A 26,367-nucleotide genomic window follows, 5' to 3' on the forward strand; every position below is an offset into this window, starting at 1 on the left:
AGTGGCCGGCAACCGCCAATTGAGAGCGCTCGTCGGGCTTGGAGCGGTGCCACGGACAGGTGAGGCTGAGCACGGAGCGGCGAACCCAGGAGGAGCCACCGCAAGCGCAAGGACGCGTGTGCCATGACGGCATCAAGGGAGGTGCGACGATCGTGACCCTGTGGCCATCGCAGATGGCAGGGCGCGATCAATGGTCATTTCAGATGGAACCGGGGTCGCGCCAGGACGTGCTGCGTTTCAGCGGCGCGCCGTCCCGGCGGGCATTGACCTACGGAGAGTAGCTGGTGCTGCCGTGGCCGAACCAGTAGGTATGTACGGTGGCCCTCGGGGGGCCGCGCATACCCGGCCCTCACCACCGCCAATGCAAGTCCCCGGCGGTCCGGAGACGTGCGTGCACAACAGTGGCTTTGGCTATTCCGCTTCGTTGGCCGGCGCGGCGTTGAGCTGGCCGTATTTTTCGGCGCCGAGCTGCTCGAGCAGGCCGAGTTGCGTCTCAAGGAAGTCGATGTGGTCTTCCTCGTCGCTGAGAAGTTCTTCGAAGAGCTTCATGCTGACGTAGTCGCCGGCGTCGTGACAGATGTCGCGGGACTTCTTGTAGGCCGTGCGGGCGTCATACTCGCCGGCAAGGTCCGCCTCCAGGACTTCCTTGACGTTCTGGCCGATGCGCAAGGGGGCAAGCGTCTGCAGGTTGGGATGGCCCTCAAGAAAGATGATGCGCGCGACCAGCTTGTCGGCGTGGTGCATCTCCTCGATCGATTCTTCACGCTCCTTCTTTGCCAGAAGCGTGTATCCCCAGTCTTCGAGGAGACGATAGTGGAGCCAGTACTGATTGACGGCGCCGAGTTCGAGAAAGAGCGCTTCGTTAAGCTGCTCGATTACCTTTTTGTCGCCTTTCAATGTCCGCTCTCCTGTTGTCTTCATGGAACTGTTTGAGGCGGATCATGAAATCAAATATCTCGGCATCCGTCGAGGGGCGCCCGGCGTGATACTGTTCGGTGGTGCGGACGATGATGTCGACGACATTGGGGAAGCAGCCAAAGCAGCGACCGCGTTTTTCCATCGCGTGATAGACCTTTGCGGGCACGATCAGTTGCCAGCAGTCCTGGTCGAGGAGCTCGTTGATGACGTCGACGATCTCTTTTTCGCTAATGAAGTTGCAGCTGCAAACCAGCATCTGTCCTGCCTGCCATGTGCAATGCCCTGAATTGGCGCGATTAAGCAAAAGGGGATATTTGCTGTCAAGATATAACAGGTCAGCATGGTTGCCGCATCAGTTTATAGACGTTCTAAACCTGAAGAAATCTGTCGTGTTTTCAAAATGTTGGGATGCTGCGCATGGCGTTTGTGTCGGGCCAATAGGTGTTCACCACGCGATCACTTTTTGTTGCAGTTGCGGGCGATTACCTCGGATTCGTAACCGTCGGCTACCGTGTTCGCCTTGTGCGTGCGTCAATGAAAGTTGCGACCCTTTGGCATGACATCCGCCGCCTGCCGCAGCAGGGACTTTGCCTCCATCTCCCGGGTCAAATCTTTTCCCGCCACGCGCATTTGCCGTAGTGCCCGCTTCGCGCGTCCTTCCTCATCCACCGGGTGAATGACCTCGTCGGCCCGGCTGATCGCCCCGAAGCTGTGCAATTCTCTCTTCAATAGACCAAGTGCCTCTGTGATGTCCTCCAGGTGGTCGGCCACCACGTGAATGACGCCGCTTTCGCGTTGCAGCCGCCCCCGCACCCGGACGAGACGTGCGCCCATCACCACGCGGCGGTATTTCTCCATGGTCTTCTTCCAGATGATGATGTTGGCAATCCCGGTCTCGTCCTCGATCGTCATGAAGACGACCCCCTTGGCCGAACCGGGCTGCTGCCGCACCAGCACGAGCCCGGCCACCGTTATGCGGCTATCCTTGGGCGCCGTCTCCAGTTGCTCACAGCGGAGGATGCCTTGCCGGGAAAAATCGGTACGCATGAAGGACACCGGATGCGCCTTGAGCGAAAGGGTCAAATAGCGATAGTCGTTGATGACCTGTTCGCCCGCCGACATCGCTGGAAGCGCCACTTGCGGTTCGGACCGCAACTCGTCCGTTCCGGCGCGATCGAACAACGGCAACGTATTCGAACTGCTCCTGTCGTCGAGCGCCTTGACCGCCCAGAGGGCGGCGCGCCGGTCGAGGTTCATCGAGCGGAAGGCGTCGGCGTCGGCAAGCCGCTCCAGGATGCCGCGCGGCAGGCTGGAGCGAAGCCATAGGTCGCGTACGGAGCGATAGCCCGCTCCCCTGTTGGCAACGAGCGCCTCGATGTCCTTCTCGCCCAACCCCTTGACCAGGCGAAAGCCGAGCCGAACCGCCTTCTGCGATCGGATGACGTTTTGCATTTCTCTATGTCGCGGGGCGATCGCCGATGGATCGAAGGCGTTCTCGCCTTCGAGGCTGCAATCCCAGCTGGAATGGTTGACATCGACGGGGAAGACGCAAACACCGTGCTCGCGCGCATCGCGGACGAGTTGTGCCGGCGCGTAGAATCCCATCGGTTGGGAATTAAGGATCGCGGCACAGAAGACGTCCGGATAATAGGCCTTCAGCCAGGACGAGGCGTAGACGAGAAGGGCGAAGGAGGCGGCGTGGCTTTCGGGAAAGCCGTACTCGCCAAAACCCTCGATCTGGCTGAAGCAACGCTCGGCGAAGTCATGCGTGTATCCCTTGCGCATCATGCCGTCGATCATTTGCTGCCGGAAGCTGCTGACCTGGCCGGTCCGGCGGAAGGTCGCCATGGCGCGGCGGAGCTTGTCGGCCTGAGCCGGCGAAAAGCCGGCGGCAGTGATGGCGATCTGCATGGCCTGCTCCTGGAAAAGCGGCACCCCCAGAGTCCGCTCCAGCACGAACCGGATTTCCTCCTTCGGGTAGATCACCTGCTCTTTCTTTTCGCGCCGCCTGAGATAGGGATGGACCATGTTGCCCTGGATCGGTCCGGGGCGGACGATCGCCACCTCGATGACGAGGTCGTAGAATTCTTTGGGCCTGAGGCGCGGCAGCATGCTCATCTGCGCACGGCTCTCGATCTGGAAGACGCCGAGCGTGTCGGCACGGCAGATCATGTTATAGACCTCGTCTTTCTGGTCCGGATAGATTTCCGCCAGCGTCTTCGGCTCGTTGTAATGCGCTTCCAGAAACTTGAATGCCTTGGCGATGCAGGTGAGCATGCCGAGCGCGAGCACGTCGACCTTCAGAAGCTTCAGTGTGTCGAGGTCGTCCTTGTCCCATTCGACCATGAAGCGGTCGGGCATCGCCGTCGGCATGATCGGCACGATTTCGTCGAGCCGGTCGCTGGTGATGAGAAAGCCGCCGACATGCTGTGAAAGATGCCGGGGGAAATCCATCAGTTGCCCCGCATAAGACAGCACCTTGGCCGTCGTTGGATCCCTTATGTCAAGGCCGGCGGCCTTGATCTGCTCCTCGGAAAAGGACGACCGGCCCCATCCCCAGATCGAGCCGGAAAGGGCCGACTGGACGTCGTCAGACAGGCCGAAGGCCTTGGCGACCTCGCGACCGGCCGAGCGACCCCGATAGCTGATGACGGCGGCAGCCAGCCCTGCATGTTCCTTGCCGTACGTCTTATAGATGTACTCTATCACCTCCTGGCGACGCTCGTGCTCGAAGTCGACGTCGATATCCGGCGGCTCGTCACGGTCCTCGGAGATGAAGCGGTCGAAGAGCAGGACGAATTTGTCAGGGTCGACCTCCGTGATCCCCAAGCAGTAGCAGACCGAGGAATTGGCGGCCGAACCGCGGCCCTGGCAGAGGATGCCTTTGCTGCGGGCAAAGCACACCAGCTTGTGGACGGTCAGGAAGTAGGGCTCGTATCGTTTCCTTCTAATGAGGTCGAGTTCATAGGTAAGCCGCTCCTCAACCTTGGCCGGCACGCCGCGCGGGTATCGACTGGACGCGCCCTCGCGCACGAGCCGCAGAAGCGTCTCCGCCGGCGTCGAGCCTGGGTCGGATTCGTCCGGGTATTGGTAACCCAATTCTGCCAGATCGAACCTCAGCCCGCGGAAGAAGCGTTCGGTGTTGGCAATCGCCTCGGGATGATCACGCAGAAGCCGCGCCATCTGGGCAGGGCCCTTGAGATAGCGCTCCGCATTGGCCTGCTGATGGAAGCCCAGACCGGCGATTGTCGCCTTGCGGCGGATGGCGGTGACGACGTCAGCGAGCGGGCGGCTGCCGGCGACGTCGAAAAGTGCGTCGTTGGAGGCAATTGGCCGGACCCGGGTTTGCCGAGCCAGAAGGGCGAGTGTGGCAAGGTCGTGCCGGTCGAGGCCGTCATAGCGCGGCACCAGCGCCAGGTAGAGCCGGTCGCCGGCGCTTTCCCGCAAAGACTCAAGCAGGGTGCGAAGCCGCTCCGGTTCGGGCCGGCCGGCCGGCGGCATGACGATGAGCTGCAGTTCCGCCTGCCACTCCGTGAGGTCGGCGAGCGCAAGCGTGCATTCTCCCTTCTTCGTGCGCAGGTTCCCGCTGCTCAGCAGGCGGCAGAGATTGGCCCAGCCGGTTCGGTTCTGCGGATAGGCGAGGATGTCCGGCGTGCCGTCGGAAAAGACAAGGCGGGCGCCCGGCCGAAATGACGGATACTTTTCGAACTTCGCCTTGCTGTAGGCACGCACGACGCCGGCGACGGTGTTGCGGTCGGCGATGCCAAGGCCGCCAAGGCCGATCCGCTTGGCGGTCTCCACCATGCCTTCGGCGGAGGCAGCCCCTTCGAGGAAGGAGAAATTGGTGCGCGCGCCGAACTCGTAGAAGGTGGGAGCGTCGCTCATGCGAAGACTCCGTGGATGAACCAGCGGGGAAGAGGTGTATCGTCCCCGTAGAGGCCCTCGCGGAAAAGCCAGTAACGGCGGCCAGAATCGTCCTCGACGCGAAAATAATCCCGGGCTGGGTGGTCCTTGCCGTCGATCCACCATTCGCCGGCGATGCGTTCGGGCCCTTCCGCGCGGGTGATGCGGTGGGACCCGCGCCGCCAGCGAAAGGTCCGCGGCGCATCTTCAGGGATACCGGCCATGGCCTCGACCGGTTCGGGCGGGGCGAGCAGGCGGAGGGGGCGGTCGCCCTGAGCGATGGCGGCCGTTGCCTGCCTTCCAAGCCCGGCGGCCTGCTTGCTGTCCAAAATATCGGTGACCGGCGACAGGACCGCTGCCCGCTCGGGCACGTGGCTTTCGGGCAGGGTGGCGGCAAGCAGGCTTTCCGGACCGAAACGGGCCACGATCCGGTCGGCAAAGGCCGAAAGCGACCGGTTTTCGCCGGCGGCGGCGGAAAAATCCTCCTGCGCGGTCTCGAACGGTTCGCCGGTCAGCACGCAAAGCCGGACGATCTCGAAACCATATCCGGCATCGAGGTCGTCATGCACGGCCGACAGCCGTTCGCGAAAGAGAAGAGCGATCCGCTCGGGGTCCCTGAGGGGCGCCGAGGTTGCTGCCTGGATGCGGAACACGCGGCCGTCAACCCGGAAAAGCAGGAGCGCAAACAGGCGCCCGCCCTCGCCGCGCCGCTCCAGCCCCTCTTTCAAGTTGCCGGCGAGATGGGCGGCAAGCGCGAGGATGTCTTCTTCGGACTGGACGGGATCGAAGAGCCTGCGCTCCGCCGATAGCATCGGTACGGCCAAGCGCGGCGAAATCGGCTCGTCCTCCAGTCCCAGTGCCTGGTCGAGCCTGAGAAGCGGCAGGGGGCCGAAGCGGCGGGCGAGCGGCGCGCGCGGCAGGGGCAGAAGATCACCGATGCTCTTCAGCCCGACCCGGTCAAGTGGCCCGATCACATCTGCCGGCAGGCGCAAGGCCGCAGTCGGCAGGCGAGCGAGCACATCCTGCGCCGCATCGATATCGATCACGCCGCCATCGCCGAAATGTGCGACCGCCCAGGACAGGCCGGCGGCGGCGGAGATCGCGCCGCGCGCCTCGATGCCGAGCGCAAAGAGGTTCGACAGAACGTTGTCGAGCAGTGCCCGCTCGCCGCCATGAAGATGGCAGCAGCCCGTAATGTCGAGATAAAGCCCGTCGGCGGCGTCGAGCGCCACCAGTGGCGTATAGCGGTCGCACCAGTCGGCGAGTGCCTCGAGCAAGGCCCGGTCGGCTGCCGGGTCGGTGGGAAGGATGTCCAGCGTCGGGCAAATGGCGCGTGCCTCGGTGACACCCTGCCCCTTGCGCAGGCCGACCCGCTCGGCCTCGCGATCCAGGAAGGAGAGCCGCATGGCATTGTCGCTGCGGCCGGCGAAGACGACGGGCGGATGCTCAGGACGCCCCTTTGAAAGCCACGATCTCCCCCAGCGCTGCCGCGCCACCCGATCGGCGGGCAGGTAGGGAAACCAGAGGCAGAGAATTCGCTGGTCGCCGCTCTTCCTGAGGAGCGATAGCGCGGGGTTCGAGGTGGTTGAAACGGCGGTCATCGGGGTTCCACTCCAACAGGATGCCGACGGGGTCGGCGGTCTTGCTTTTCTCCGGCGTGACGAGGAAGACGGGCTTGCCGATGCTGCCGGCAAGCGTGGTTCCGTCCGGCAGCGGGCGTTCGTTGGCGGGGGCCGGGTCGATGCGCAAGCGACAGAGCGCGCTGCTCGCCTCCTCCTCGCCAGCCTGGCGCAGTAGCAGAAGCAGGATGCCGTTCGCCCGCGCCCGCATTTGCAGCCGGCGGCTTTCGGTCAGGCCGAAGCAGGTCGGGTTGCCACGAATTTCCAGGACGACAGTGGAAAAGGCCGGCACGCCGAGCGCTGTCTCCGCCATCCACAGCGCATCCGGTACCGTGCGCGGCCGGGCGAGAAAAAAGCGCGCCGGATCGAGGCCGTGCTTCCTGAGACCGGGTGCGTAGGGCGTGCCGGCTTCGGAAAGCGCCATTGCCTGGCCGATCCAGAGCGTCGCGCCCTCGCCTCTTTCGGCCCGGTCCTGCTGGAACGCGGCAAGGGCCAAGGAGAAACCGGTTGCAGCTCCCGTATCGCGGGTCTGCGCGTTTCGGATTTCAATGAGACCGCAAGCTGGAAGGCCGCCATCGAAAACGGCTTCGAGACCGGGCGTTTCTCCGGATGCGGGTGCAGGCGGCGCGCCGTCCGGCGATTCCTGTGTATCCCATTGCCAGCGGCGCTTGCGCCGGGCAAGGCCAGGGCCGTCGGCGTTTTCGATGCGGGCGATAGCCTCACGCAGGGCAAAAAGCTGCTTCTGCGCCAGGGCAGGCGTTGCCATGACGTTCATTCCTTCTTTGTTCTCGTTATGTTCCAATAGATTCCAGAGCGCCGGATAAGAGTCAACGGCAATTTGCGTCTGGGTCGATCACAAAGTCGCGCGTCTGCGGAGAGGCGAAGCGCGCTTAAAATCAAGCCATTGAAAAGAGGTTCCTTTCGGAAACGCCAAGGGAACCCCATGCCTCGAACTCAAACCGGCAGCGCTGTCGTGTACTTCACGCTCTTGAGGGCAAAATGCGACGACGAGTTCGCCACAGCCTCATGGGTGAGAATGCCGTGCATCAGTAATCGCTCATAGTCACGCACGTCCGCCGCCACCACGCGCAGCAGATAGTCCCACTCGCCCGACATCGAATAGCATTCGAGTACCTCGTCGTGGCTCTCGACGAAACGCTCGAAATCGCGCCGAGCGGCGGGATCGTGGCTTTTCATGCGCACCTGGCAGAAGACGTTCAATCCCCGGCCGATCGCTTCCGGCTCGACCAGGCGCACCGTTTCTCCGAGCACGCCCGCCGCCTCCAGCGCCTTGATCCTGCGCCAGCAGGAGGCACTCGAGGCGCCCACCTTTTCGGAGAGCGCTGCGTGGCTGATGTCGGCCTGGCGCTGCAGCACGCGAAGGATCTGCCGGTCGACGGCGTCAAGCTCGATATCAGTCATTCACTTTCCTCCACTTAATGAAACAGTCGTTTCAACAATATGACATGCAGGCGGAATTCTGAAACAAAATCACGGTCAAATCGTATTATCATTTCTCATGTGATTGCTTTGCGAGGAGGACGCGAAATGGCACAGGCAGCGCTGAAACGGTTCGTTCGCAATGCACCGGACGAGACGATCGACTGGAAGCGTATCGCCCACCTCGTTCAGCTTTCCCGCGCACTCGACGAGATGGAAGAGACGCGGCTGGTTCCGGAGAAAAAGGTGCTCTACCAGTTCTCCGCCCGCGGCCACGACATGGCGCAGATCATGCTCGGTTGCCGGCTGACGGAGCAGCATGACGGCGCTTGCGGCTATTATCGCTCCCGCCCGCTGCTCCTGGCGCTCGGCGTCGATCCGGCCGAGGCGCTGGGCTCGGCCATGGGCCGGGCCGGCGGCTACTCGGATGGTCGCGATATCGGTGTGGTGTTCAACTATCCGAACCGCAACGGTGCCTCGGCACTGCCCATGTGCGGCGGTGTGGGGACGCAGTACACGCCGACGGCCGGCTGGGCACAGGCGCTCGAATATTACCGCACAGTGTTGAAGAGGCCGGATTACGACCGGGCGATTGGCGTCGTGCTCGGTGGCGACGGCTCGGTCGCTTCGAACGGCTTCTGGTCGGCACTCACTATCGCCACCACGCAAGCTCTGCCGATGCTGTTCTACATCGAGGACAACGGTTTCGGCATCTCCGTGCCCTCCACCCTGCAGACCCCGGGCGGCAACATTGCCGCCAATCTTGCCGGCTGGCAGAATCTTGTGATCTTCGACGGCGACGGCTGCGATCCGGCGGAAGCCGTGCGGCTGACGGCGGAGGCAGTCGAGTTCGTGCGCGAAAGCCGCACGCCGGCGCTTCTGCGGCTTACTGTGCCGCGCCTGGAAGGGCATAGTTTCCAGGACACGCAGGCCTACAAGAGTGAGAACGTGGTGCGTGCCGAATGGGCGCGTGATCCACTGCCGCGTCTAAAGGACTATCTCGTTCCGGCGGTGATGAGCGAGGCGGAATGGCAGGCTTCCGCTGCCGAGGCCGCTTCCGCCGCTGAGGTGGCGCGCGAGGCTGCCGAGGCGCGGCCGGTTGCCGATCCGCGAACGCTCACCCGCCACGTCTTCTTCGACGGCGAGATGCAGCAAATGGGCGGGCAGCACAGCGTCGGCTATGTTGCACCGGCAACGACCGACCAGCCTGCTGGCGACAGCCAGCGCATCAACATGGTGACGGCGATCCGCCGTACGCTCGATCACGAGTTGACGGTCAATGAGCGCGTCGTCCTGTTCGGTGAGGACATCGGTCCCAAGGGTGGCGTGCATGCGGTCACGCTTGGTCTGCAGGAAAAGTTCGGACGCGAGCGGGTGTTCGACACTTCGCTGTCGGAAGAGGGCATTGTCGGGCGCGCCGTCGGCATGGCGCTTGCCGGCCTCATGCCGGTGCCGGAAATCCAGTTCCGCAAATATGCTGAGCCGGCTACCGAGCAGATCAACGATTGCGGCACGATCCGCTGGCGCACCAACAATCGCTTCGCCGCCCCGATCGTGCTGCGCATGCCCGGTGGCTTCTTCAAATGCGGCGATCCCTGGCACAGCCAGACAAACGAGGTCGCCTTTGTGCACCAGCCGGGCTGGCAGGTCGCCGTGCCCTCCAATGCCGAGGATGCGGTCGGATTGTTGCGGACGGCGCTGCGCGGCAATGACCCGGTGATCTTCTTCGAGCATCGCGCCATGCTCGACCATGCCTGGGCGCGTCGGCCCTATCCGGGTGACGACTTCGCCCTGCCCTTCGGCAAGGCCCGCCACACCCGCCACGGCGATGCGATCACGATTGTCACCTGGGGGGCGATGGTGCCGCGCTGCGAGGAAGCCGCGGAAGGCATCTCGGCCGACGTGATCGACCTGCGCACGCTACTGCCCTGGGACCGCGACGCTGTGCTTTCGTCCGTTCGTCGCACCCGGCGCTGCCTGATCGTGCACGAGGATCTCGGCACGGCCGGTTTTGGTGCAGAAATTTCCGCCGTCGTCGCCGACGAGGCCTTCATGGACCTCGACGCGCCCGTCTCCCGCTTGACGATGCCCGACATCCCGAGCCCGCACAATCCAGTGCTGCTCGACTGGGCCGTGCCCTCCGTCGAACGCGTCCGCGCAAAGATCCAGTCCCTGGTGGAGTTTTGAGCATGGCCGCGCTGATGGACGTCCAGGCTCCCCTCGAGCAGGAAGGAACAAAGGCGGTCGTGCGCGCCTGGCTGAAGCAGCCGGGCGAGGCGGTCGCCATCGACGACCCGCTGGTGGAGCTGGAAACCGACAAGGTCACGCAGGAGGTTCCTTCTCCGGTAGCCGGCATCCTGGCGGAGATCCTGCTGCAAAGCGGCGACGATGCGGGGCCCGGCGCGGTGCTGGGGCGCATCCGCGCCGGCGACGCGTGCCGGAGCATACCAGCTGCTGCGGCTTCCCCCATTTCACATGAAACAGCGAAGGCTGTGCCCGATGTGATGCGCTACTCGCCGGCGGTACGCCACGCGGCCCTGCAATACGGCATCGACCCGGCCACGGTCGCAGGCACCGGCAAGAACGGACGTGTGACACGCATCGACATCGAGGCGGCCTTTGCGTCACGGGCCGATGCGCCTGGTGTTACTGAAACGCTTGCGGCTCCCCGTGCGGCGCCGCAACCGGCACCGGCTCCCACCGGCCGCGAAGAGCTCGCCGGCAGCCGAACGGTGCCGCATTCGACCATGCGGCTTGCGATCGCAAGCAACACGCTCAACTCGGTCACGGTCGCCCCACATGTCACGGCGGTGTTCGAAGCGGATTTCTCCGCCATCATGAAGCATCGCGAGGCCAACAAGGCGGCACTTGCCGCGCGCGGCATCAACCTCTCCTATACCGCCTACATCGTCGTCGCCGCCGCTGCTGCCATGCGGGCGGTGCCGGAGATCAACAGCCGCTGGCATGATGATCGCCTGGAGATTTTCGACGACGTCAACATCGGCGTCGGCACGGCCCTGGGCGACAAGGGGCTGGTGGTACCGGTAATCCGTCGGGTGCAGGACGTGTCGCTGGCCGGAACCGCAACCGCCTTGCAGGACCTGACCGCCCGCGCCCGCAGCGGCTCGCTCAAGCCCGAGGACATGCGCGGCGGCACGTTCACCATCTCCAACCACGGCGTCTCCGGTTCGTTGTTTGCCTCGCCGATCATCATCAATCAGCCGCAGACGGCGATCCTTGGGGTCGGCAAGCTGGAGAAGCGCGTAGTCGTGCGCGAGATCGGCGGCGTCGATGCGATCCAGATCCGGCCCATGGCCTATGTCTCCCTGACGATCGACCATCGCGCCGTTGACGGCCACCAGACGAACCTTTGGCTGACCCGCTTCGTCGAGGTTCTGGAAAACTGGCCTGAATGACGCGGGCCTCGGCGCCATCTTGGGCTGAGCCCGGTCTGCCGCCTGATTTGATCGGGCATGGCTCAACTTGGCCGAAAATGCCAAACCGCAAGAAATTCGCCTCGCTAGACTTACCGCGCGACCGGGCTGGTGTCCCTGGGCGCCATTTCAACAAGTCCAGAGGGAAATCACCATGCCAGATCTCTTGAAGCGCACGGTCGGCCGGCTCCTGGCCGCTGCCGCCATCACTGCCGCAGGCAGCAGTGCGGCCCTGTCGCACCCGCTCGACGGGCTCTCCACCGCGGAAATCTCCGCGGTCGTCCAGATCTTGAAGGATGACGGCAAGACTGATGCCGACAGTCGCTATCCGCTGATCGAGCTGCAGGAGCCGGCCAAGGACGTCGTGCTGAAATGGAAGGAAGGCGATCCGGAAGACCGCCGCGCCGTCGTCAACGTCAAAACCGGCAAGGGCGTGTTCAAGGGCGAGGTCGACATCACGGCCAAGAAGGTGCTGTCGTGGGAACCGGTGACCGGCCAGCCGATGCTGTTGCTGGAGGAATTTCTAGGCGCGATGAACCTCGCCCTGCAGAATCCTGACTTCGTCGCGGCGCTGGCCAAGCGCGACCTGAAGCCGGACCAGGTGTTCTGCCTGCCGCTAACGGCTGGTGCCTTCGGCACGCCCGACGAGGCCGGCAAGCGCCTGATGAAGGTGCCGTGCTATGTCAATCCGACCCAGAGCAACTTCTATGCAAAGCCGATCGAGGGGCTGTTTGCCACTGTCGATCTGACAAGCCAGAAGGTTGTCGAGGTCGTTGATACCGGCGTCGTGCCGGTGCCGGAAGACGGCTGGGGGTACCTCCAGGACGACATTGGCGCCCGCAAGGACATGAAGCTTGATGGGCCGATCAAGGCAGCAATCCTCAACCAGCCCGATGGTGCGAACTTTTCCGTCGATGGCAGCCTGATCAATTGGGACATGTGGAGCTTCCGCTGGCGTGTCGACAAGCGGCCGGGCGTCGTGCTCTCGGAGATCTCTGCCAATGACGGCAAGGGCCCCCGCTCGGTGCTCTATCAGGCCAATCTTTCGGAGGTCTTCGTGCCCTACATGGATCCGAGCGAGGGCTGGTACTGGCGCACCTACATGGACAGCGGAGAATACGGCTTCGGCATCTTCCTGAGCCCGCTGACCGCCGGCGTTGATTGCCCGGCCTATGCGAAATTCCTGCCGGCGGTCGTGCATGCCGATGATGGTTCACCGGTCGAGATCCCGAACGCTCTTTGCGTCTTCGAGCGCAACATCGGCGATCCGGCCTGGCGCCACTACGAGATCTTCGCGCAGACACCCGACAAGCCAGTGCCGGCGGAAGGTCGTCCGGCGACCGAGCTTGTCGTCCGCTCGGCCTCCGAGGTCGGCAACTACGACTATTTGATCGACTATGTCTTCCAGCAGAACGGCATGATCCGCGTCATGGTCGGCGCGACCGGCCTTGATGCAGTCAAGGGCGTGGCATCCACCTCGATGAAGGACGCAACGGCGGCGGAAGACACGAAGTACGGCACGCTGATCGCGCCGAACCTCGTGGCGCCGAACCACGACCACTTCTTCAACTTCCGCTTCGACTTCGACATCGACGGGCAGAACAACATGTTTGCCCGCACCGGTCTCGTGCCCGCGACCGCGCCTGAAGGCACGCCGCGCCGCACCTTCTGGGAGACGAAGGACGAGATGCCGATGACGGAGTTGCAGGGGCGCTACAAGGTCAACCCGGCGACACCGGCCATGTATCACGTCATGAACATGGGCAAGGAAACCAAGCTCGGCCATCATCCCGGTTACATGATCCTGCCGGAAAACAGCGTCGCCTATTCGCCGCTGGATGTGATCAACGACCCGCCGGCCCGCCGTAACGCCTATATCGAGTACACCTTCTGGAACACGGCCTACGACCCGAAGGAGCGCTATGCCGGCGGCGAATACGCCTTCCAGGGTGACGGCAAGGACAGCCTGCCGGAATGGGTGAAGAAAGATCGCAGCATCCACGACACCGACATCGTCACCTGGTACACGATGGGTTTCCACCATGTGCCGCACATGGAGGACTGGCCGGTGATGTCGACCATGTGGAAGGGCATCACGCTGATGCCGTTCAACTTCTTCGACCACAATCCGTCGATCACGATCCGCAATCCGTCTTAGGCGATAAACGTTGGGGCCGGTGCGTCACACCGGCCCAAAAGCTACCAGCAACAGCGTCATGCCGGGCTTGACCCGGCATCCAGCGCGCTCAAGTCCTTGAGCGCGAAGGCTCTTTCGCGCCGCAGACACGGCGCTGCTCGATCCCGGCTCACGGCCGGGATGACGGGGACTGGAGCAACCTCAAAGAGACTACTCGCCGTCAGCCGTCCGATCGCAACCGCCTGAGGCCGCTCGGTGGTATGCCTTCGGCCCGGCGAAAGGCGCGGGTAAAATCCGATTGCTGGCGGTAGCCGAGCCGACTGGCAAGCTCCATGAAGGGCAGGTTCGTCTGCAGGATCATCTCGCGAGCGTATTCCATCCGCAGCCGCTCGATCTCGTCGCGAAATGTCAGTCCTTCCTCCAGCAACCGTCGGCGCAAGGTGCGGGCCGAAAGCCCGACCATCTCCGCAATTGTTTCCTGATCCATCTCGCCCTCGCCGAAGCAGGATAGCACTGCCCGTCTCAGCCTGTCGGCCAATCCCTCGCCGAACTCGGATCGTGCCGGGGGATCGTTCTTGGCACCCGCCGGCCACTCCGCCAGCACCGGCAGGGAGAGCATCGCGGCCGGAAATGCAAAGAGATTGCTGGAATAGCCATAGACGCAGGCAAGGCCGAAGGCACTGTCGAACGCGATGCGCCGGCCGCCCGGCTCATGCTCGAAGACGAGGCTCTCGGGGCGGAAATCCGGCTTGAAGTAGCGACGGATGACGCCATCGAAGAAGCCAAAGGTGAACTCGACGTCAAAGGCGCGCGGCCAGATCGCCGGATCGAGGATGCGGTATTCGATGAGGGCGAGCGAATCCTTGATGGAAAGGCGGATTATGCTGCCGGACTGGACCTTGTTCATCGTCGCGACGAGGGCCGAAAGTACCGTGCCGAGCCGGGTGCCGCGCTCGAAGTGCGGGAAGAGCTCCGGCAGTCCCGACGGTACGAAAGCCCGGCCACATTGCCAGATGCCGGCGGCGTCGCGCATGACACGTCCGGCCTCCTCTAGAAAGCCGACAAACTGGCCTAGGCTGACCGTGGGATCGGAAAAATCGCTTTCGATGACCGGGCAACCAACGCGCCGGCCGATCGGTACTGGATCGACGCCCCTGTGACGCAGTTGCGCGCCGACGCCGGCGAGAACCCGCCGGTCTATGCGTCCTCTTGCCTCCGCATGCTCCATCGTCATCCCTCCAGGACGATCGTGACACGAATTCCGGCATGTCATGGGCGACGCCCGGAAGGTATCGCCAGGCAGTGACCGAAGCATGGCCTGCGTCCCTCCTCGAACGCAAGCGCTTCGTTTTCCGCGCGCCGCACGCAGGTGCGGCGCTGGACATCGGCACCGTTATGCGGCGGTGCGCGCGCTCATGGTCAGAAGGTCGTAGCGGGCGACCGTCTCGTCGTCCTGATTGAACACTTCGACGTCCCAGCGCACCTCACCATATTCCGGGCTGCGCGCCGCCTTCTTGTCCTTTACCGTCAGCCGCACGCGGATCGAATCCCCGGGCGAGACCGGCTTGAGGAAGCGCAGGTTGTCGAGGCCGTAGTTGGCAAGCAGCGGACCTGGCGCCGGATCGACGAAGAGGCCGGCGGCGAACGACAGGATCAGGTAGCCGTGCGCCACCCGGCCGGGGAAGAACGGGTTGGCGCTCGCGGCCTCCTCGTCCATGTGCGCGTAGAACTCGTCGCCGGTGAAATGGGCGAAGTGCTCGATATCCTCGAGGCTGATCGTGCGCGAAGGAGTCTCCACCGTCTCGCCGATTTTCAGGCCCTCATAGTTGCGCTTGAAAGGATGCTCCGGTGTGACGGGGGCGGCCGCACCCTTTGCCCAGCGCCGGGTGATCGCGGCGATGCGCTCGGGCGAACCCTGCAGCGCGGTGCGCTGCATGTAGTGGAACACGCCGCGAAGGCCACCCATCTCCTCGCCGCCGCCCGCGCGGCCCGGGCCGCCATGGACGAGGCCCGGAAGCGGAGAGCCGTGGCCGGTCGATTCCTTGGCGCAGTCGCGGTCGAGCACGAGCACGCGCCCGTGATAGGGAGCGATACCGAAGATCAGCGCGTCGGCGACATCGGCATCATAGGTGTAGACGGAGGCAACCAGGCTCCCCTCACCCTTTTTTACCAGTTCTACCGCCTCATCCAGCGTGTCGTAAGGCATCAAAGTCGAGACCGGGCCGAAGGCTTCCACCGAATGCACCTTCGCCGCCTTCAGCGGCCGGTCGCAGCGCAGCAGCACCGGCGCGAAGAATGCGCCCTCACCGCCCGCGATGTCGACATGGCCGAAGGCGATCTCCGCCTCGGCACGCAGTTCCTCGATCGCTTCAACCACCGAGGCACGCTGTGAACGTGAAGCCAGCGCCCCCATGCGCGTCTCGTCCAGGCGCGGATCACCGGGAACGGCCTTGCCGAGCGCTGCCTTCAGCGCCTCGGTCACGGCAGCTTCCTGCGCCCGCGGCACGACCACGCGGCGGATCGCCGTGCACTTCTGCCCGGCCTTCACCGTCATCTCGCGCGCCACTTCCTTGACGAAGATGTCGAACTCCGGCGTGCCCGGCACCGCGTCCGGTCCCAGCACGGCTGCGTTCAACGAATCGCGTTCGGCAATGAAGCGCACCGCATTGCGAGAGATGGCTGGGTGGTTGCGCAGCTTCTCCGAAGTATCGGCCGAGCCGGTGAAAGAGACGACGTCCTGGCCGGTCAGGTGGTCGAGCAGGTCGCCGGTGGAGCCGGCGATGAACTGCAGCGCGCCCTTCGGCAGGATGCCGCTTTCGACGATCATCCGCACGCAGGCCTCGGCCACGTAAGCGGTCGCCGTCGCCGGCTTGGTGATGACGGGAACACCCGCGAGGATCGTCGGCGCCAGCTTCTCCAGCATGCCCCAGCAGGGGAAGTTGAAGGCGTTGATATGGACGGCGACGCCGGTCAGTGGCGTCAGGATATGCCGGGCGACGAAAGTGCCGCCCTTCGACAGCCCCTCGGTCTCGCCCTCGATGACGAAGCGCTCGCTCGGCAGTTCCTTCTTGCCGCGCGAGGCATAGGCGAACAGCGTGCCGATGCCGCCGTCGATGTCGATCCAGTTGTCGCGGCGGGTGGCGCCGGTGTCGAAGGCGATCTGATAGAGCTCTTCCTTGCGCTCGTTGAGGTAGACCGCAATGGTCTTCAGCATGCCGGCGCGCTCGTGGAAGGTGAGCGCGCGCAGTGCCGGCCCGCCGATCTCGCGCGCATGGCCAAGAGCTGCGGCAAAATCGAGGTCCTTCGTCGAGGCGCGGGCGACGACGCGACCATCGATCGCGCTCGGAATGTCGACAAAGCCGCTTTCCGGCGTGAACCAGCGGTCTTCGACATAGCTTTTCAGGATGATCGACATGTCATGGTCTCCTGTTTGCGCTGCGTTCAGCGGCGCCACGCGGCAAAGGTTTTGCCCGAGCGGGCAAGTTCGATGAGAAGGGGAGCAGGTTCGGAGCCAGCGCCGCCGGTCTTGTGCGCCGCCTCGACCTCTTCGAGGACGCGCGACAGGCCGATCTGGTCGGCCGCCCACATGGGGCCGCCCTTGAGACGCGGAAAGCCGTAGCCGTTGACGAAGGCGAGATCGATGTCGGAGGCGCGCAGCGCGATCCCCTCGGAAAGCACCTTCGCGCCCTCGTTGGCCATGACGGCGACGAGGCGGCGCTGGATCTCTTCCGGCGTGAAGGCGCGGGGCGAAATGCCCTTCGCCGCGCGGGCGGCTTCGATCGTCTGCGCCGTCACCGGGTCGACCGATTTCTTGCCAGCGGTGTCATAGGCATACCAGCCGGCGCCCGTCTTGCGGCCGAGGCGACCGGCTTCCACCAGCGTGTCGGCAATCGCCACGTAACGCTCGCCGGGATCGCGGCTGTCGGCGCGGCGCTTGCGCATCGCATAGGCGATGTCGAGGCCGGACATGTCGGAGACGGAGAAAATGCCCATGGCAAAGCCATAGGCCTCCAGCGCCGCGTCCACCTGTTCCGGCGACGCGCCGTCCTCGATCAGATACTCGGCGTGGCGCCGATAGACGGCATAGATGCGATTGCCGATGAAACCGTCGCAATTGCCGGCGACGACCGGGATCTTGCCGATCTTCTTCGCCAGCGCCAGCGCGGTGGAAAGCGCCTCGGCGCTGGTCTTTTCGCCGCGCACGACTTCCAGCAGTTTCATGATGTTGGCCGGCGAGAAGAAGTGCAGGCCAACCGCGTCTTCCGGCCGCTTCGTCACCGCGGCGATCGCGTCGAGGTCGAGATAGGAGGTGTTGGAGGCCAGGATCGCGCCCGGACGGCAGAGTTCGTCCAGCCGCTTGAAGATGTCGGCCTTCACGGCCATGTCCTCGAAAGCCGCCTCGATGGCGAGATCCTGTTCGCCGAGAACGCTCCAGTCGGCGCCGATGGCCAGCCGGCAAAGCCGCTCGGCCATCACTTGAGTGCTGATGCGGCCGCTCTTGACCTGCCGTTCGTAAAGCCCCTTCACGCGTTCTCGGCCGGCCGAGGCCGCAGCCTCGTCGCGTTCGAGGACGGTGACGGTCAGTCCGGCATCGGCCAGCGCCACGGCGATGCCGGCGCCCATCGTGCCGGCGCCGATGACGGCGACCTTGGCGACCGGGCGAGTGCTCGCACCCTGCAGCCCTGGCACCTTCCAGACCTCGCGCTCGGAGAGAAAGAGATGCCGCAGCGATTTGGCTTCCGCACTTTCGCGCAGTTGCAGGAAGGCGGCGCGCTCGGTGGCGAGCCCGTCGGAAAAGGCCGGGTTGCGCGCCGTGCGGATGATCGGGATCACTTCCGTTATCGCCGGCACGCCCTTGGCGCGCGCGATTGCAGCCGTTGCGGCCGCATCCTCTTCGGCTTCGTTACCCTCGGGAACGGGCAGTTCGCGCACGCGGCGCTTCTCCATCGTCTCCGCCGCAGCGATCGCCGCAGCCAGCAGGTCGCCCTCGACGACGCGATCGACGATCCCCTGCTTCTGCGCTTCCGCCGCCTTCAGGATCTTGCCTTCGGCGATCAGGGTGATGGCCGCCGCCATGCCGGTCAGGCGCGGCAGGCGCTGGGTACCGCCGGCGCCGGGGATGATGCCAAGCCGCGTCTCGGTCAGGCCGACCATCGCCTTCGGGCTGGCGATGCGGTAGTCGCAGGCAAGCGCGATCTCGAGGCCGCCACCGAGTGCCGCCCCGTCGATCGCCGCCACGACCGGCTTTTCCAGCGCGTCGATCGCCGCCACCACGTCGGGCAGGAACGGCTCGTCCGGCGGCAGCGCCATTTCCTTCAGATCGGCGCCGGCAATGAAGCGGCCCGGGCCGCCGCTGATGACGGCGGCGGTGACGCTGTCGTCCGAGGCGACCTCCGAGGCGGCAAAGAGCAGGCCCTCGCGCACGGCCTTTGAGAGCGCGTTGACCGGCGCGTAGTCGATGGTGATGACGGCGACGCCGCCATGGCGGGTGATGGAAACGGGATGGGCAGGGCTGGTCATGGTCACACCCTTTCGATCAATCCGGCGATCCCCTGGCCGACGCCGATGCACATGGTTGCGATCGCCCGCCTGCCGCCGCGCACTTCCAGGGCGCTCACGGCGGTCATGGCAAGGCGCGCGCCCGACATGCCGAGCGGATGGCCGAGCGAGATCGCGCCGCCATGCGGGTTGACGTGCTCGGCATCGTCGGGCAGGCCGAGCTGGCGCAGGACGGCGAGCCCCTGCGAGGCGAAGGCCTCGTTCAGCTCGATCAGATCGATGTCGGAGAGCGAAAACCTGGTCCTTTCGAGCAACTTCTTCGTCGCCGGCGCCGGGCCGATGCCCATGATGCGCGGGGCGACGCCGGCGCAGACGACCGAAACGATGCGGGCGCGCGGGGTCAGGCCGTAGCGCTTCACGGCAGCTTCCGAGGCGATGATCAGCGCGCCGGCTCCGTCATTGACGCCCGACGCGTTGCCGGCCGTCACCGAGCCGCCCTCTTTCCGGAACGGCGCCTTCAGCTTGGCGAGCTGTTCCAGTGTCGTTTCGGCGCGCGGATGTTCGTCGACGCTAACCGTCGTCACCGCACCCTTCTTGCCGACGATGTCGATCGGCGAAATCTCGCGGGCGAAGAAGCCGGCATCCTGCGCCGCCTTGGTGCGCTGCTGCGAGCGATAGGCAAAGAGGTCCTGGTCCTCGCGCGAAATGTCGAAGTCGGCGGCGACGTTTTCGGCCGTTTCCGGCATGGAATCGACGCCGTATTGCGCCTTCAGCACCGGATTGACGAAGCGCCAGCCGATGGTGGTGTCGAACATTTCCGCCTGCCTTGAGAACGCGTCGGTCGCCTTGCCCATGACGAAGGGCGCGCGCGTCATGCTCTCGACGCCGCCGGCGATCACAAGGTCGGCGTCGCCGGTCTTGACCGCACGCGCCGCCATGCCGACGGCATCAAAGCCGGAGCCGCAGAGGCGGTTGATCGTCGTGCCCGGCACGCTCACCGGCAGACCGGCGAGCAGCACCGCCATGCGCGCCACGTCGCGATTATCCTCGCCCGCCTGGTTGGCGCAGCCGAGGATCACGTCGTCCACCGCTTCCCAGTCGATCCCCGGATTGCGCTCTTTCAGCACGCGCAGCGGATGGGCGGCGAGGTCGTCCGCGCGGACGTCCTTCAGCGCGCCGCCATAGCGGCCGATCGGCGTGCGGGTGAAATCGCAGATATAGGCTTCCGACATGAAATCCTCCTTAAAGATGCGGTTCAGGCCGCTGCCGGACGGCGGACACAGACAACGCGGAAGCGCTGGGCGACATAGGCCGTGTCGGTCAGGCAGGCATTGCCGGCGGGGTTGGCGCCGGTGACATGGAAATCGCTGAAGGCGGCACTCTGATTCACATAGATACCGCCCGTCAGGTTGACCGAGAGCGGAACGCCGGCCTGCGCATAGAGCCCGACCGCCTTGTCGATCAGGTCGGCGTCGCGGCTGTAGAGCGCGGCGGTGATGCCGCCCTTCGCTCTGGCCGCGTGCGTGGCGCGATCGATCGCGTCCGTGGCATCTTCGCAGGATACCACGAAGCTGATCGGGCCGAACTGTTCCTTCAGGTAAGCCGCTTCGCTGGCCTCGACCGCAAGGATCAGCGGGGTCGCCGTCCGCCCATTCTCAAGCCCGCCAACGGGAGCGCTGGCGCGCACGACGCGGCCGAGACCGGTGGCTTTGCCGACACGGTCGAGCGTCGCCGGGTTCTGGATCGCACCACAGACCGCCGCCGCGCGCTGCGGGTCCGCAAGCAACCCATCGACGGCGGCAGCAATGCCGGCCGCGACCTCATCAAAGCTCTTGTGGCCGTCGTTCGTCTCGATGCCGCCCTGAGGAACAAAAATATCCTGCGGCGTCGTGCACATCTGGCCGCTGTAGAGCGACAGCGAGAAAGCGATGTTCTGGCACATGGCCGCAAAATCGTCGGCGCTGTCGATAACGATGGTATTGATGCCGGTTTCCTCGGTGAAAACCGGCTTGCCGCGAACATGCTCGCGAAGCCAGCCGCCGAATTCGGAGGACCCTGTGAAGTCGACGAGCGCGACTGCCGGATGGACGGCCAACGTAGGTGCGACCGGCGCCTCCGGCATATCGACGGCCAGTTGGACCACGTCGGCATCGAAGCCGGCCTCCATCAGCACCTCGCGGGCGATCTTCACGGTGATCGCCAGCGGCAGGATGACGGCCGGATGCGGCTTGACGATGACCGGATTGCCGGTGACGACATCGGCAAAGAGCGCCGGATAGCTGTTCCAGGTCGGGAAGGTGGCGCAGGCGATCACAAGGCCGACGCCGCGCGGCACGATATGGAATTCCTTCGTGAGCCGGATGACGTTGCGGCCGGCCGGTTTGTCCCAGGCGACGTCACCCTGCGGGATGCTTGTCATTTCGCGATAGGCGTAGGCCACCGCTTCCAAGGCGCGATCCTGCGCATGCGGACCGCCGGCCTGAAAAGCCATGGCGAAGGCCTGGCCGGTCGTCTGCTCGACCGCGTGCGCCATCAGGAAGGAGACCTTGTTGAGCCGCGTGATGATTTCCAGCGCGACGCCACAACGAACCTCTACGCTCGCCCGTGCCCAGTCGGCTGCCGAGGCAGATGCCCTTGCGATCAAGCGGTCGATGCCGGTGCGAGGATAGGTGATGCCGAGTGCCCGGCCGAAGGGTGACACCTCGCCGCCAACGCGACCATCGTCCGCTTCCTGGTCAAGCGCGAAGGGCTTTTCGATCAGCGCCTCGAAAGCGGCCTTGCCCTCGGCGGGCAGTGTCTCGCCGTAGCTGCGTGGAACTTCCGAAAACGCGCTCCAGAAACCGCGTTCCTCAATGGCCTTCACCGCATCGGCAAGCAGATTGCGATGCTTCTCGAACAGTCCGGTCATGAATTCCTCCACCTTCGGCCCGATTGTGCTTGAGAGTTGACAAGGGGTCGATTTCGGCTAATTATTAACCGAACGATCGGTCAATTCAAGTGAAACTTATTGACCCGCCGAAGGGAGGCAGAAAGTGACGTCTACGATCAAGGTGGACCGGCGCGAGGGCTGGACCGCGATCACGCTGAACCGGCCCGACCGGCTCAACTCCTTCAATGAAGAGATGCATCGCGCAATTGCCGCTGCGCTTGAGGAGGCTGCCGACGAAAGCTGTCGCGCCGTGCTTCTGACGGGCGAGGGTCGCGGCTTCTGCGCCGGGCAGGACCTATCCGATCGCGTCGGCAAGGATGGCCCGCCGGATCTCGGCTATACGATCGAGACCTTCTACAATCCGCTGGTGCGCCGCCTGCGGAGCTTGCGCAAGCCGGTCATCTGCGCCGTCAACGGCGTCGCCGCCGGTGCGGGTGCCAACATTGCCTTTGCCTGCGATATCGTGATTGCCGCCCGCTCGGCCCGCTTCATCCAGTCCTTCGCCAAGATCGGCCTCGTGCCGGATTCCGGCGGCACCTTCTTCCTGCCGCGCCTGATCGGCGAGGCCCGCGCCAAGGCGCTCGCATTCACCGCCGAGCCGCTCTCTGCCGAGAAGGCGGAAGAATGGGGCCTGATCTGGAAGGTCGTCGACGACGACAAGCTGATGGTGGAAGCCGAGGCGCTGGCCGCCCATTTCGCCACGCAGCCGACCCAGGGCATCGCCCTCATCAAGGAAGCAATGCAGGCCTCCAGCGCCAATGACCTCGACACGCAGCTCGACCTCGAGCGTGACCTGCAGCGCCTGGCCGGCCGCACGCCGGACTATGCGGAAGGCGTCAAGGCCTTCATGGAGAAGCGCCCGGCCGTCTTCACGGGAAAAGCGAAATGAGCGGCGCCGAACTTGCAAGCCTTTCGGCCCGGACCATGTGGGAGAGCGACCGCGCCAGCCAGGGGCTTGGCATGGAGGTCGTCTCGGTCGGGCCCGGTAAGGCAACACTTACCATGAAGGTCAGCGAAGCGATGACCAACGGTCACGGCACCGCCCATGGCGGCTTCATCTTCGCCCTTGCCGACAGCGCCTTTGCCTTCGCCTGCAATTCCTATGGTGAGACGACGGTCGCCGCCCATTGCAGCATCAGCTACATCCGGCCCGGCCGGCTTGGCGACCTGCTGACGGCCGAGGCGCGTGAAGTCTCGCGCGCCGGCCGCTCTGGCATCTACGACGTGAAGGTCAGCGTGGACGGCGTGACCATTGCCGAGTTCCGCGGCCATTCGAGAAGCCTCGGCAGTTCCTTCATTGGAATTGATGGACCGCAAACCAACAAGCCTGCATGATCCTGTCTGGAGGACAGGCCCCGAGACGGAGGAGAGTATGAACATGAGGTTCCCCAACATCCAGTCCAGCCCGGATTTTCTCGGCGGCCTCGATGAGCACGAGCGCGCCTCGCGCGACCGCATCCAGTCGCTGCAGCGCGAGCGCCTCGCCTGGTCGCTGCGGCATGCTTACGAAAACGTGCCATTCTACCGGCAGAAGTTCGATGCGGCCGGCGTTCATCCCTCCGATTTTCGCGATCTCTCTGACCTCGCCAAGTTCCCCTTCACGGTGAAGCAGGACCTGCGCGACACCTATCCCTACGGCATGTTTGCCGTGCCGAAGGAAAAGCTTGCCCGTGTCCACGGCTCGTCGGGTACGACCGGCAAGCCGATCGTCGTCGGCTACACCAAGAACGACATCGACATGTGGGCCGACGTCATGGCCCGCTCGATCCGTGCGGCCGGCGGCAAGCCGGGCATGATGGTGCACGTCGCCTATGGCTACGGCCTGTTCACCGGTGGCCTTGGCGCCCATTACGGCGCCGAGCGCCTCGGCTGCACGGTCGTTCCCATGTCGGGCGGCATGACCGAGCGGCAGGTTCAACTCATCAGCGACTTCCAGCCGGATATCATCATGGTGACGCCGAGCTACATGCTGGCGCTGCTCGACGGCTTCACCAGGGCCGGCATCGATCCGCGCTCGACCACGCTGAAATATGGCATCTTCGGCGCCGAGCCCTGGACCAACGCCATGCGTCAGGAGATCGAGCACGCTTTCGACATGCAGGCGACCGACATCTATGGCCTGTCCGAAGTGATCGGCCCAGGCGTCGCGCAGGAATGCGTCGACACCAAGGACGGCCTGCACATCTGGGAAGACCACTTCCTGCCGGAAATCATCAATCCGGAGACCGGCATGCCGGTCGAGGACGGCGAATATGGCGAGCTGGTCTTCACCTCGCTGACCAAGGAAGCCTTCCCGATCATCCGCTACCGCACGCGCGACCTGACACGCCTGTTGCCGGGCACGGCGCGTCCCGGCATGCGCCGCATGGAGAAGGTCACCGGCCGCTCCGACGACATGATCATCCTGCGCGGCGTCAACGTCTTCCCGAGCCAGATCGAGGAAGCGCTGCTCGCCACCGACTGGTGCGCCGGTCATTTCGTTATCGAGCTTTCCCGCGAAGGCCGCATGGACAAGATGACGGTGTTCACTGAGGCGCGCCAGGAACATTGGGACGGGGAAGGGCTGCAGGCCCATGCGCAGCGCCTGGCCAAGCACATCAAGGACACGATCGGCATCTCGACCGCCATCGCCATCCAGGCCCCGAACTCGGTGGTGCGCTCGGAAGGCAAGGCCAAGCGCGTCATCGACAAGCGGCCAAAGGACTAAAGCACACGACCTGATCGAAGCCCGAATTCATCGTCCGGGCCTTCGTTTATTGCCAAAGTCCTGTTCCGATCTTTTTTGTTTTCGCGCGGCGACCAAATTGGCCCGTCATGCCGGACTTGATCCGGCATCCAGTGCGCTCAAGTCCTTGAGCGCAGAAGACTCTTTCGCGCCGCAGACGCGGCGCGGCTGGACCCCGGATCAGGTCCGGGGTGACGGAAGGAGGGGAACGCTCGGCGAGGGCGACCAAACTGTCGGCGGGAAGAGTCCACCACACCGTTCGGGCTTCCTTACCGCGCGAGTGCGGCAAGTTTTCACAACCTCGCTTGCAAAAGCACAAAGACAGCCGACGCATTGCGTGCAATTTTGCCTGCGTGACGCACTTTTGGGGACGTGCGGCGCCAAGAAGCACAAGCCGGACATTCACCGGTGCGCATCGCAAGGAACCCCTTCGCGCGCGAAAGGCGTCTCATGCGTCGATGCCCTACGCTTTGCTTGCTTGGGGGCTGGGGGATGAAAGGCCGGTCGCTTCGAGCGCCGGCCTTTTTTGTATCTGCTCATAGCCTGTGGGCCCGACAGATCCGGTTCAACCTGCGGGTCGAAGACAGCGCGGCGGCGAGCATCGCCGCACTGCAAGCCATCACATCTGGTCGAAGTCGACGACCACGCGGGCGCTCTTGGGGTGCGCTTGGCAGGTCAGCACGAAGCCAGCCTCCACTTCCCACGGTTCTAGCGAGTAGTTGACCTCCATCGGCGCCGAGCCCTCGACCACCTTGGCCCGGCAGGTCGAGCACATGCCGCCCTTGCAGGCAAACGGCAGGTCCATGCCGGCGCGCAGGGCCGCATCGAGGATCGACTCGCCCTCGGCGACCGGCACCTCGCGGCGCTTGCCGTCGACGGTCAGGAGTGCCGTGTGCGCCGGCGGCGCATCCGGGGCAACTTTCACCGGCGCACGCGGACGGCCGTTGAAGACCGAGACGAAGCGTTCGGTGTGGATGCGATCCTCACCGATGCCGAGATCCTTCAGTGTCGTCTCCAGATCATCGATCATCCCGGTCGGCCCGCAGATGAAGACGTGGTCGACCATCTTCGCCGGCACCATAGAGGATAGCAGCACCCGTGCCTTCTCGCCGTCAAGACGGCCGTTCAGCACGGAAATATCCTGTTCCTCCTTGCTCAGCACGTGGAAAACGGCGAGACGGCCGAGGTAGCGGTCCTTGAGTTCCTCCAGCGCATTGCGGAACAGCATGTCGCCGGTCGAGCGGTTGCCGTAGAAGAGGAAGAAGTGGCTGTCGGGCTCCATTTCCAGCACGCCGCGCATGATCGACAGGATCGGCGTGATGCCGGAGCCGGCGGCAAAGCCCACGTGGATGCGGCCGTCGCCCGGCGCACTGGCAAGGCCGAAGCGTCCGGTCGGCGTCATCACCTCCATCTCGTCGCCGGCCTTCAGCCCGTCGTTCACCCAGTTGGAGAAGGTGCCGTCGTCGAGCCGCTTGATCGCGACCCGCAGGTCGCCGTCCTTCGGCCCCGAACAGATCGAGTAGGAGCGGCGCAGGTCCTCGCCGTCGATTACGGCGCGCAGGGTCAGGTACTGGCCCGGCTCGAAATGGTAGTCGCGCGACAGCTCTTCCGGCACGTCGAAGGCGACGGAGACGGCGTGATCGGTCTCGCGCGTCACGTCGGCAACGCGCAGCTTGTGGAAGCGCGGGGCGTGCTGCGGCGCCGAGGTCGGCGCATGGGTCTGGGCGACGGTCGTGGCTTGCTGGGAAACGGACATCCGGATC

Annotated in this window: 17 protein-coding genes; 6 read left to right on the plus strand and 11 right to left on the minus strand. The window is 64.6% G+C overall.

Features of this window, described 5'->3' with window-relative positions:
* Positions 1-411 precede the first annotated feature (411 nt).
* From bfr to IB238_RS18170, 5 genes are all read right to left on the minus strand, one after another.
* On the minus strand, positions 412-897 hold the full coding sequence (gene bfr, locus IB238_RS18150; RefSeq protein ID WP_192250138.1) for a bacterioferritin: 486 nt from the start codon (positions 895-897) through the stop codon (positions 412-414).
* A complete protein-coding gene (locus IB238_RS18155; protein ID WP_192251294.1) occupies positions 863-1,174 on the minus strand; it encodes a (2Fe-2S)-binding protein in 312 nt (103 codons plus the stop codon). Before IB238_RS18155 ends, bfr begins: the two co-directional genes overlap by 35 nt.
* A gap of 275 nt (positions 1,175-1,449) precedes the next feature.
* Positions 1,450-4,803 (minus strand): error-prone DNA polymerase, encoded by a 3,354-nt coding sequence (locus tag IB238_RS18160; protein ID WP_192250141.1) that lies wholly within the window; start codon positions 4,801-4,803, stop codon positions 1,450-1,452.
* Entirely contained in the window at positions 4,800-6,422 is a 1,623-nt protein-coding gene (locus tag IB238_RS18165; RefSeq protein WP_192250144.1) for a DNA polymerase Y family protein, read from the minus strand. Before IB238_RS18165 ends, IB238_RS18160 begins: the two co-directional genes overlap by 4 nt.
* Positions 6,423-7,394: 972 nt before the next feature.
* Positions 7,395-7,862 carry an Lrp/AsnC family transcriptional regulator gene (locus IB238_RS18170; protein WP_192250147.1) on the minus strand — a complete coding sequence of 156 codons (468 nt, stop codon included), beginning with the start codon at positions 7,860-7,862 and terminating at the stop codon, positions 7,395-7,397.
* 126 nt (positions 7,863-7,988) lie between these two features.
* Here IB238_RS18170 and IB238_RS18175 point away from each other — a divergent pair, with 126 nt between their 5' ends.
* The 3 genes from IB238_RS18175 to IB238_RS18185 all read left to right on the plus strand — a co-directional run bounded on the left by IB238_RS18175 (position 7,989) and on the right by IB238_RS18185 (position 13,472).
* A complete protein-coding gene (locus tag IB238_RS18175; protein ID WP_192250150.1) occupies positions 7,989-10,067 on the plus strand; it encodes a transketolase C-terminal domain-containing protein in 2,079 nt (692 codons plus the stop codon).
* Positions 10,068-10,069: 2 nt separating this feature from the next.
* On the plus strand, positions 10,070-11,296 hold the full coding sequence (locus tag IB238_RS18180) for a 2-oxo acid dehydrogenase subunit E2 (RefSeq protein WP_192250153.1): 1,227 nt from the start codon (positions 10,070-10,072) through the stop codon (positions 11,294-11,296).
* Between the two features lie 172 nt (positions 11,297-11,468).
* The gene (locus IB238_RS18185) at positions 11,469-13,472 is read left to right on the plus strand and encodes a tyramine oxidase (RefSeq protein ID WP_192250156.1); all 2,004 of its coding nucleotides are present in this window, start codon (positions 11,469-11,471) and stop codon (positions 13,470-13,472) included.
* Between the two features lie 199 nt (positions 13,473-13,671).
* Here the strand turns inward: IB238_RS18185 and IB238_RS18190 are convergent, their stop codons facing one another.
* The 5 genes from IB238_RS18190 to paaN form a co-directional block, all read right to left on the minus strand.
* Positions 13,672-14,679: an AraC family transcriptional regulator gene (locus tag IB238_RS18190; protein WP_192250159.1), complete on the minus strand. Its 1,008-nt coding sequence runs from the start codon at positions 14,677-14,679 to the stop codon at positions 13,672-13,674.
* Positions 14,680-14,844: 165 nt separating this feature from the next.
* Positions 14,845-16,866, minus strand: coding sequence for a phenylacetic acid degradation bifunctional protein PaaZ (gene paaZ, locus IB238_RS18195; RefSeq protein ID WP_192250163.1), 2,022 nt, complete (start codon positions 16,864-16,866; stop codon positions 14,845-14,847).
* Positions 16,867-16,892: 26 nt separating this feature from the next.
* Positions 16,893-18,971 (minus strand): FAD-dependent oxidoreductase, encoded by a 2,079-nt coding sequence (locus tag IB238_RS18200; RefSeq protein WP_192250166.1) that lies wholly within the window; start codon positions 18,969-18,971, stop codon positions 16,893-16,895.
* A 2-nt stretch (positions 18,972-18,973) separates the two neighbouring features.
* Positions 18,974-20,182, minus strand: a complete 1,209-nt coding sequence (gene pcaF / locus IB238_RS18205; RefSeq protein WP_192250169.1) for a 3-oxoadipyl-CoA thiolase — start codon at positions 20,180-20,182, stop codon at positions 18,974-18,976.
* Positions 20,183-20,205: 23 nt separating this feature from the next.
* Positions 20,206-21,858, minus strand: a complete 1,653-nt coding sequence (paaN, locus tag IB238_RS18210) for a phenylacetic acid degradation protein PaaN (protein ID WP_192250171.1) — start codon at positions 21,856-21,858, stop codon at positions 20,206-20,208.
* A gap of 124 nt (positions 21,859-21,982) precedes the next feature.
* On the opposite strand from paaN, the gene paaG reads away from it, so the two are divergent.
* Genes paaG through paaK form a run of 3 tightly spaced genes read left to right on the plus strand, consistent with a single transcriptional unit; the run spans position 21,983 to position 24,586 of the window.
* The gene (gene paaG / locus IB238_RS18215; RefSeq protein WP_192250174.1) at positions 21,983-22,768 is read left to right on the plus strand and encodes a 2-(1,2-epoxy-1,2-dihydrophenyl)acetyl-CoA isomerase PaaG; all 786 of its coding nucleotides are present in this window, start codon (positions 21,983-21,985) and stop codon (positions 22,766-22,768) included.
* The gene (gene paaI / locus IB238_RS18220) at positions 22,765-23,214 is read left to right on the plus strand and encodes a hydroxyphenylacetyl-CoA thioesterase PaaI (RefSeq protein WP_192250178.1); all 450 of its coding nucleotides are present in this window, start codon (positions 22,765-22,767) and stop codon (positions 23,212-23,214) included. The genes paaG and paaI overlap by 4 nt, the downstream gene beginning before the upstream one ends.
* Positions 23,215-23,257: 43 nt before the next feature.
* Positions 23,258-24,586 (plus strand): phenylacetate--CoA ligase PaaK, encoded by a 1,329-nt coding sequence (paaK, locus tag IB238_RS18225; protein WP_192251296.1) that lies wholly within the window; start codon positions 23,258-23,260, stop codon positions 24,584-24,586.
* Between the two features lie 637 nt (positions 24,587-25,223).
* Here paaK and paaE read toward each other — a convergent pair.
* On the minus strand, positions 25,224-26,360 hold the full coding sequence (gene paaE / locus IB238_RS18230; protein ID WP_192250181.1) for a 1,2-phenylacetyl-CoA epoxidase subunit PaaE: 1,137 nt from the start codon (positions 26,358-26,360) through the stop codon (positions 25,224-25,226).
* Positions 26,361-26,367 lie beyond the last annotated feature (7 nt).

The sequence above is a fragment of the Rhizobium sp. ARZ01 genome (assembly GCF_014851675.1).
Classification (GTDB): Bacteria; Pseudomonadota; Alphaproteobacteria; order Rhizobiales; family Rhizobiaceae; genus Mycoplana.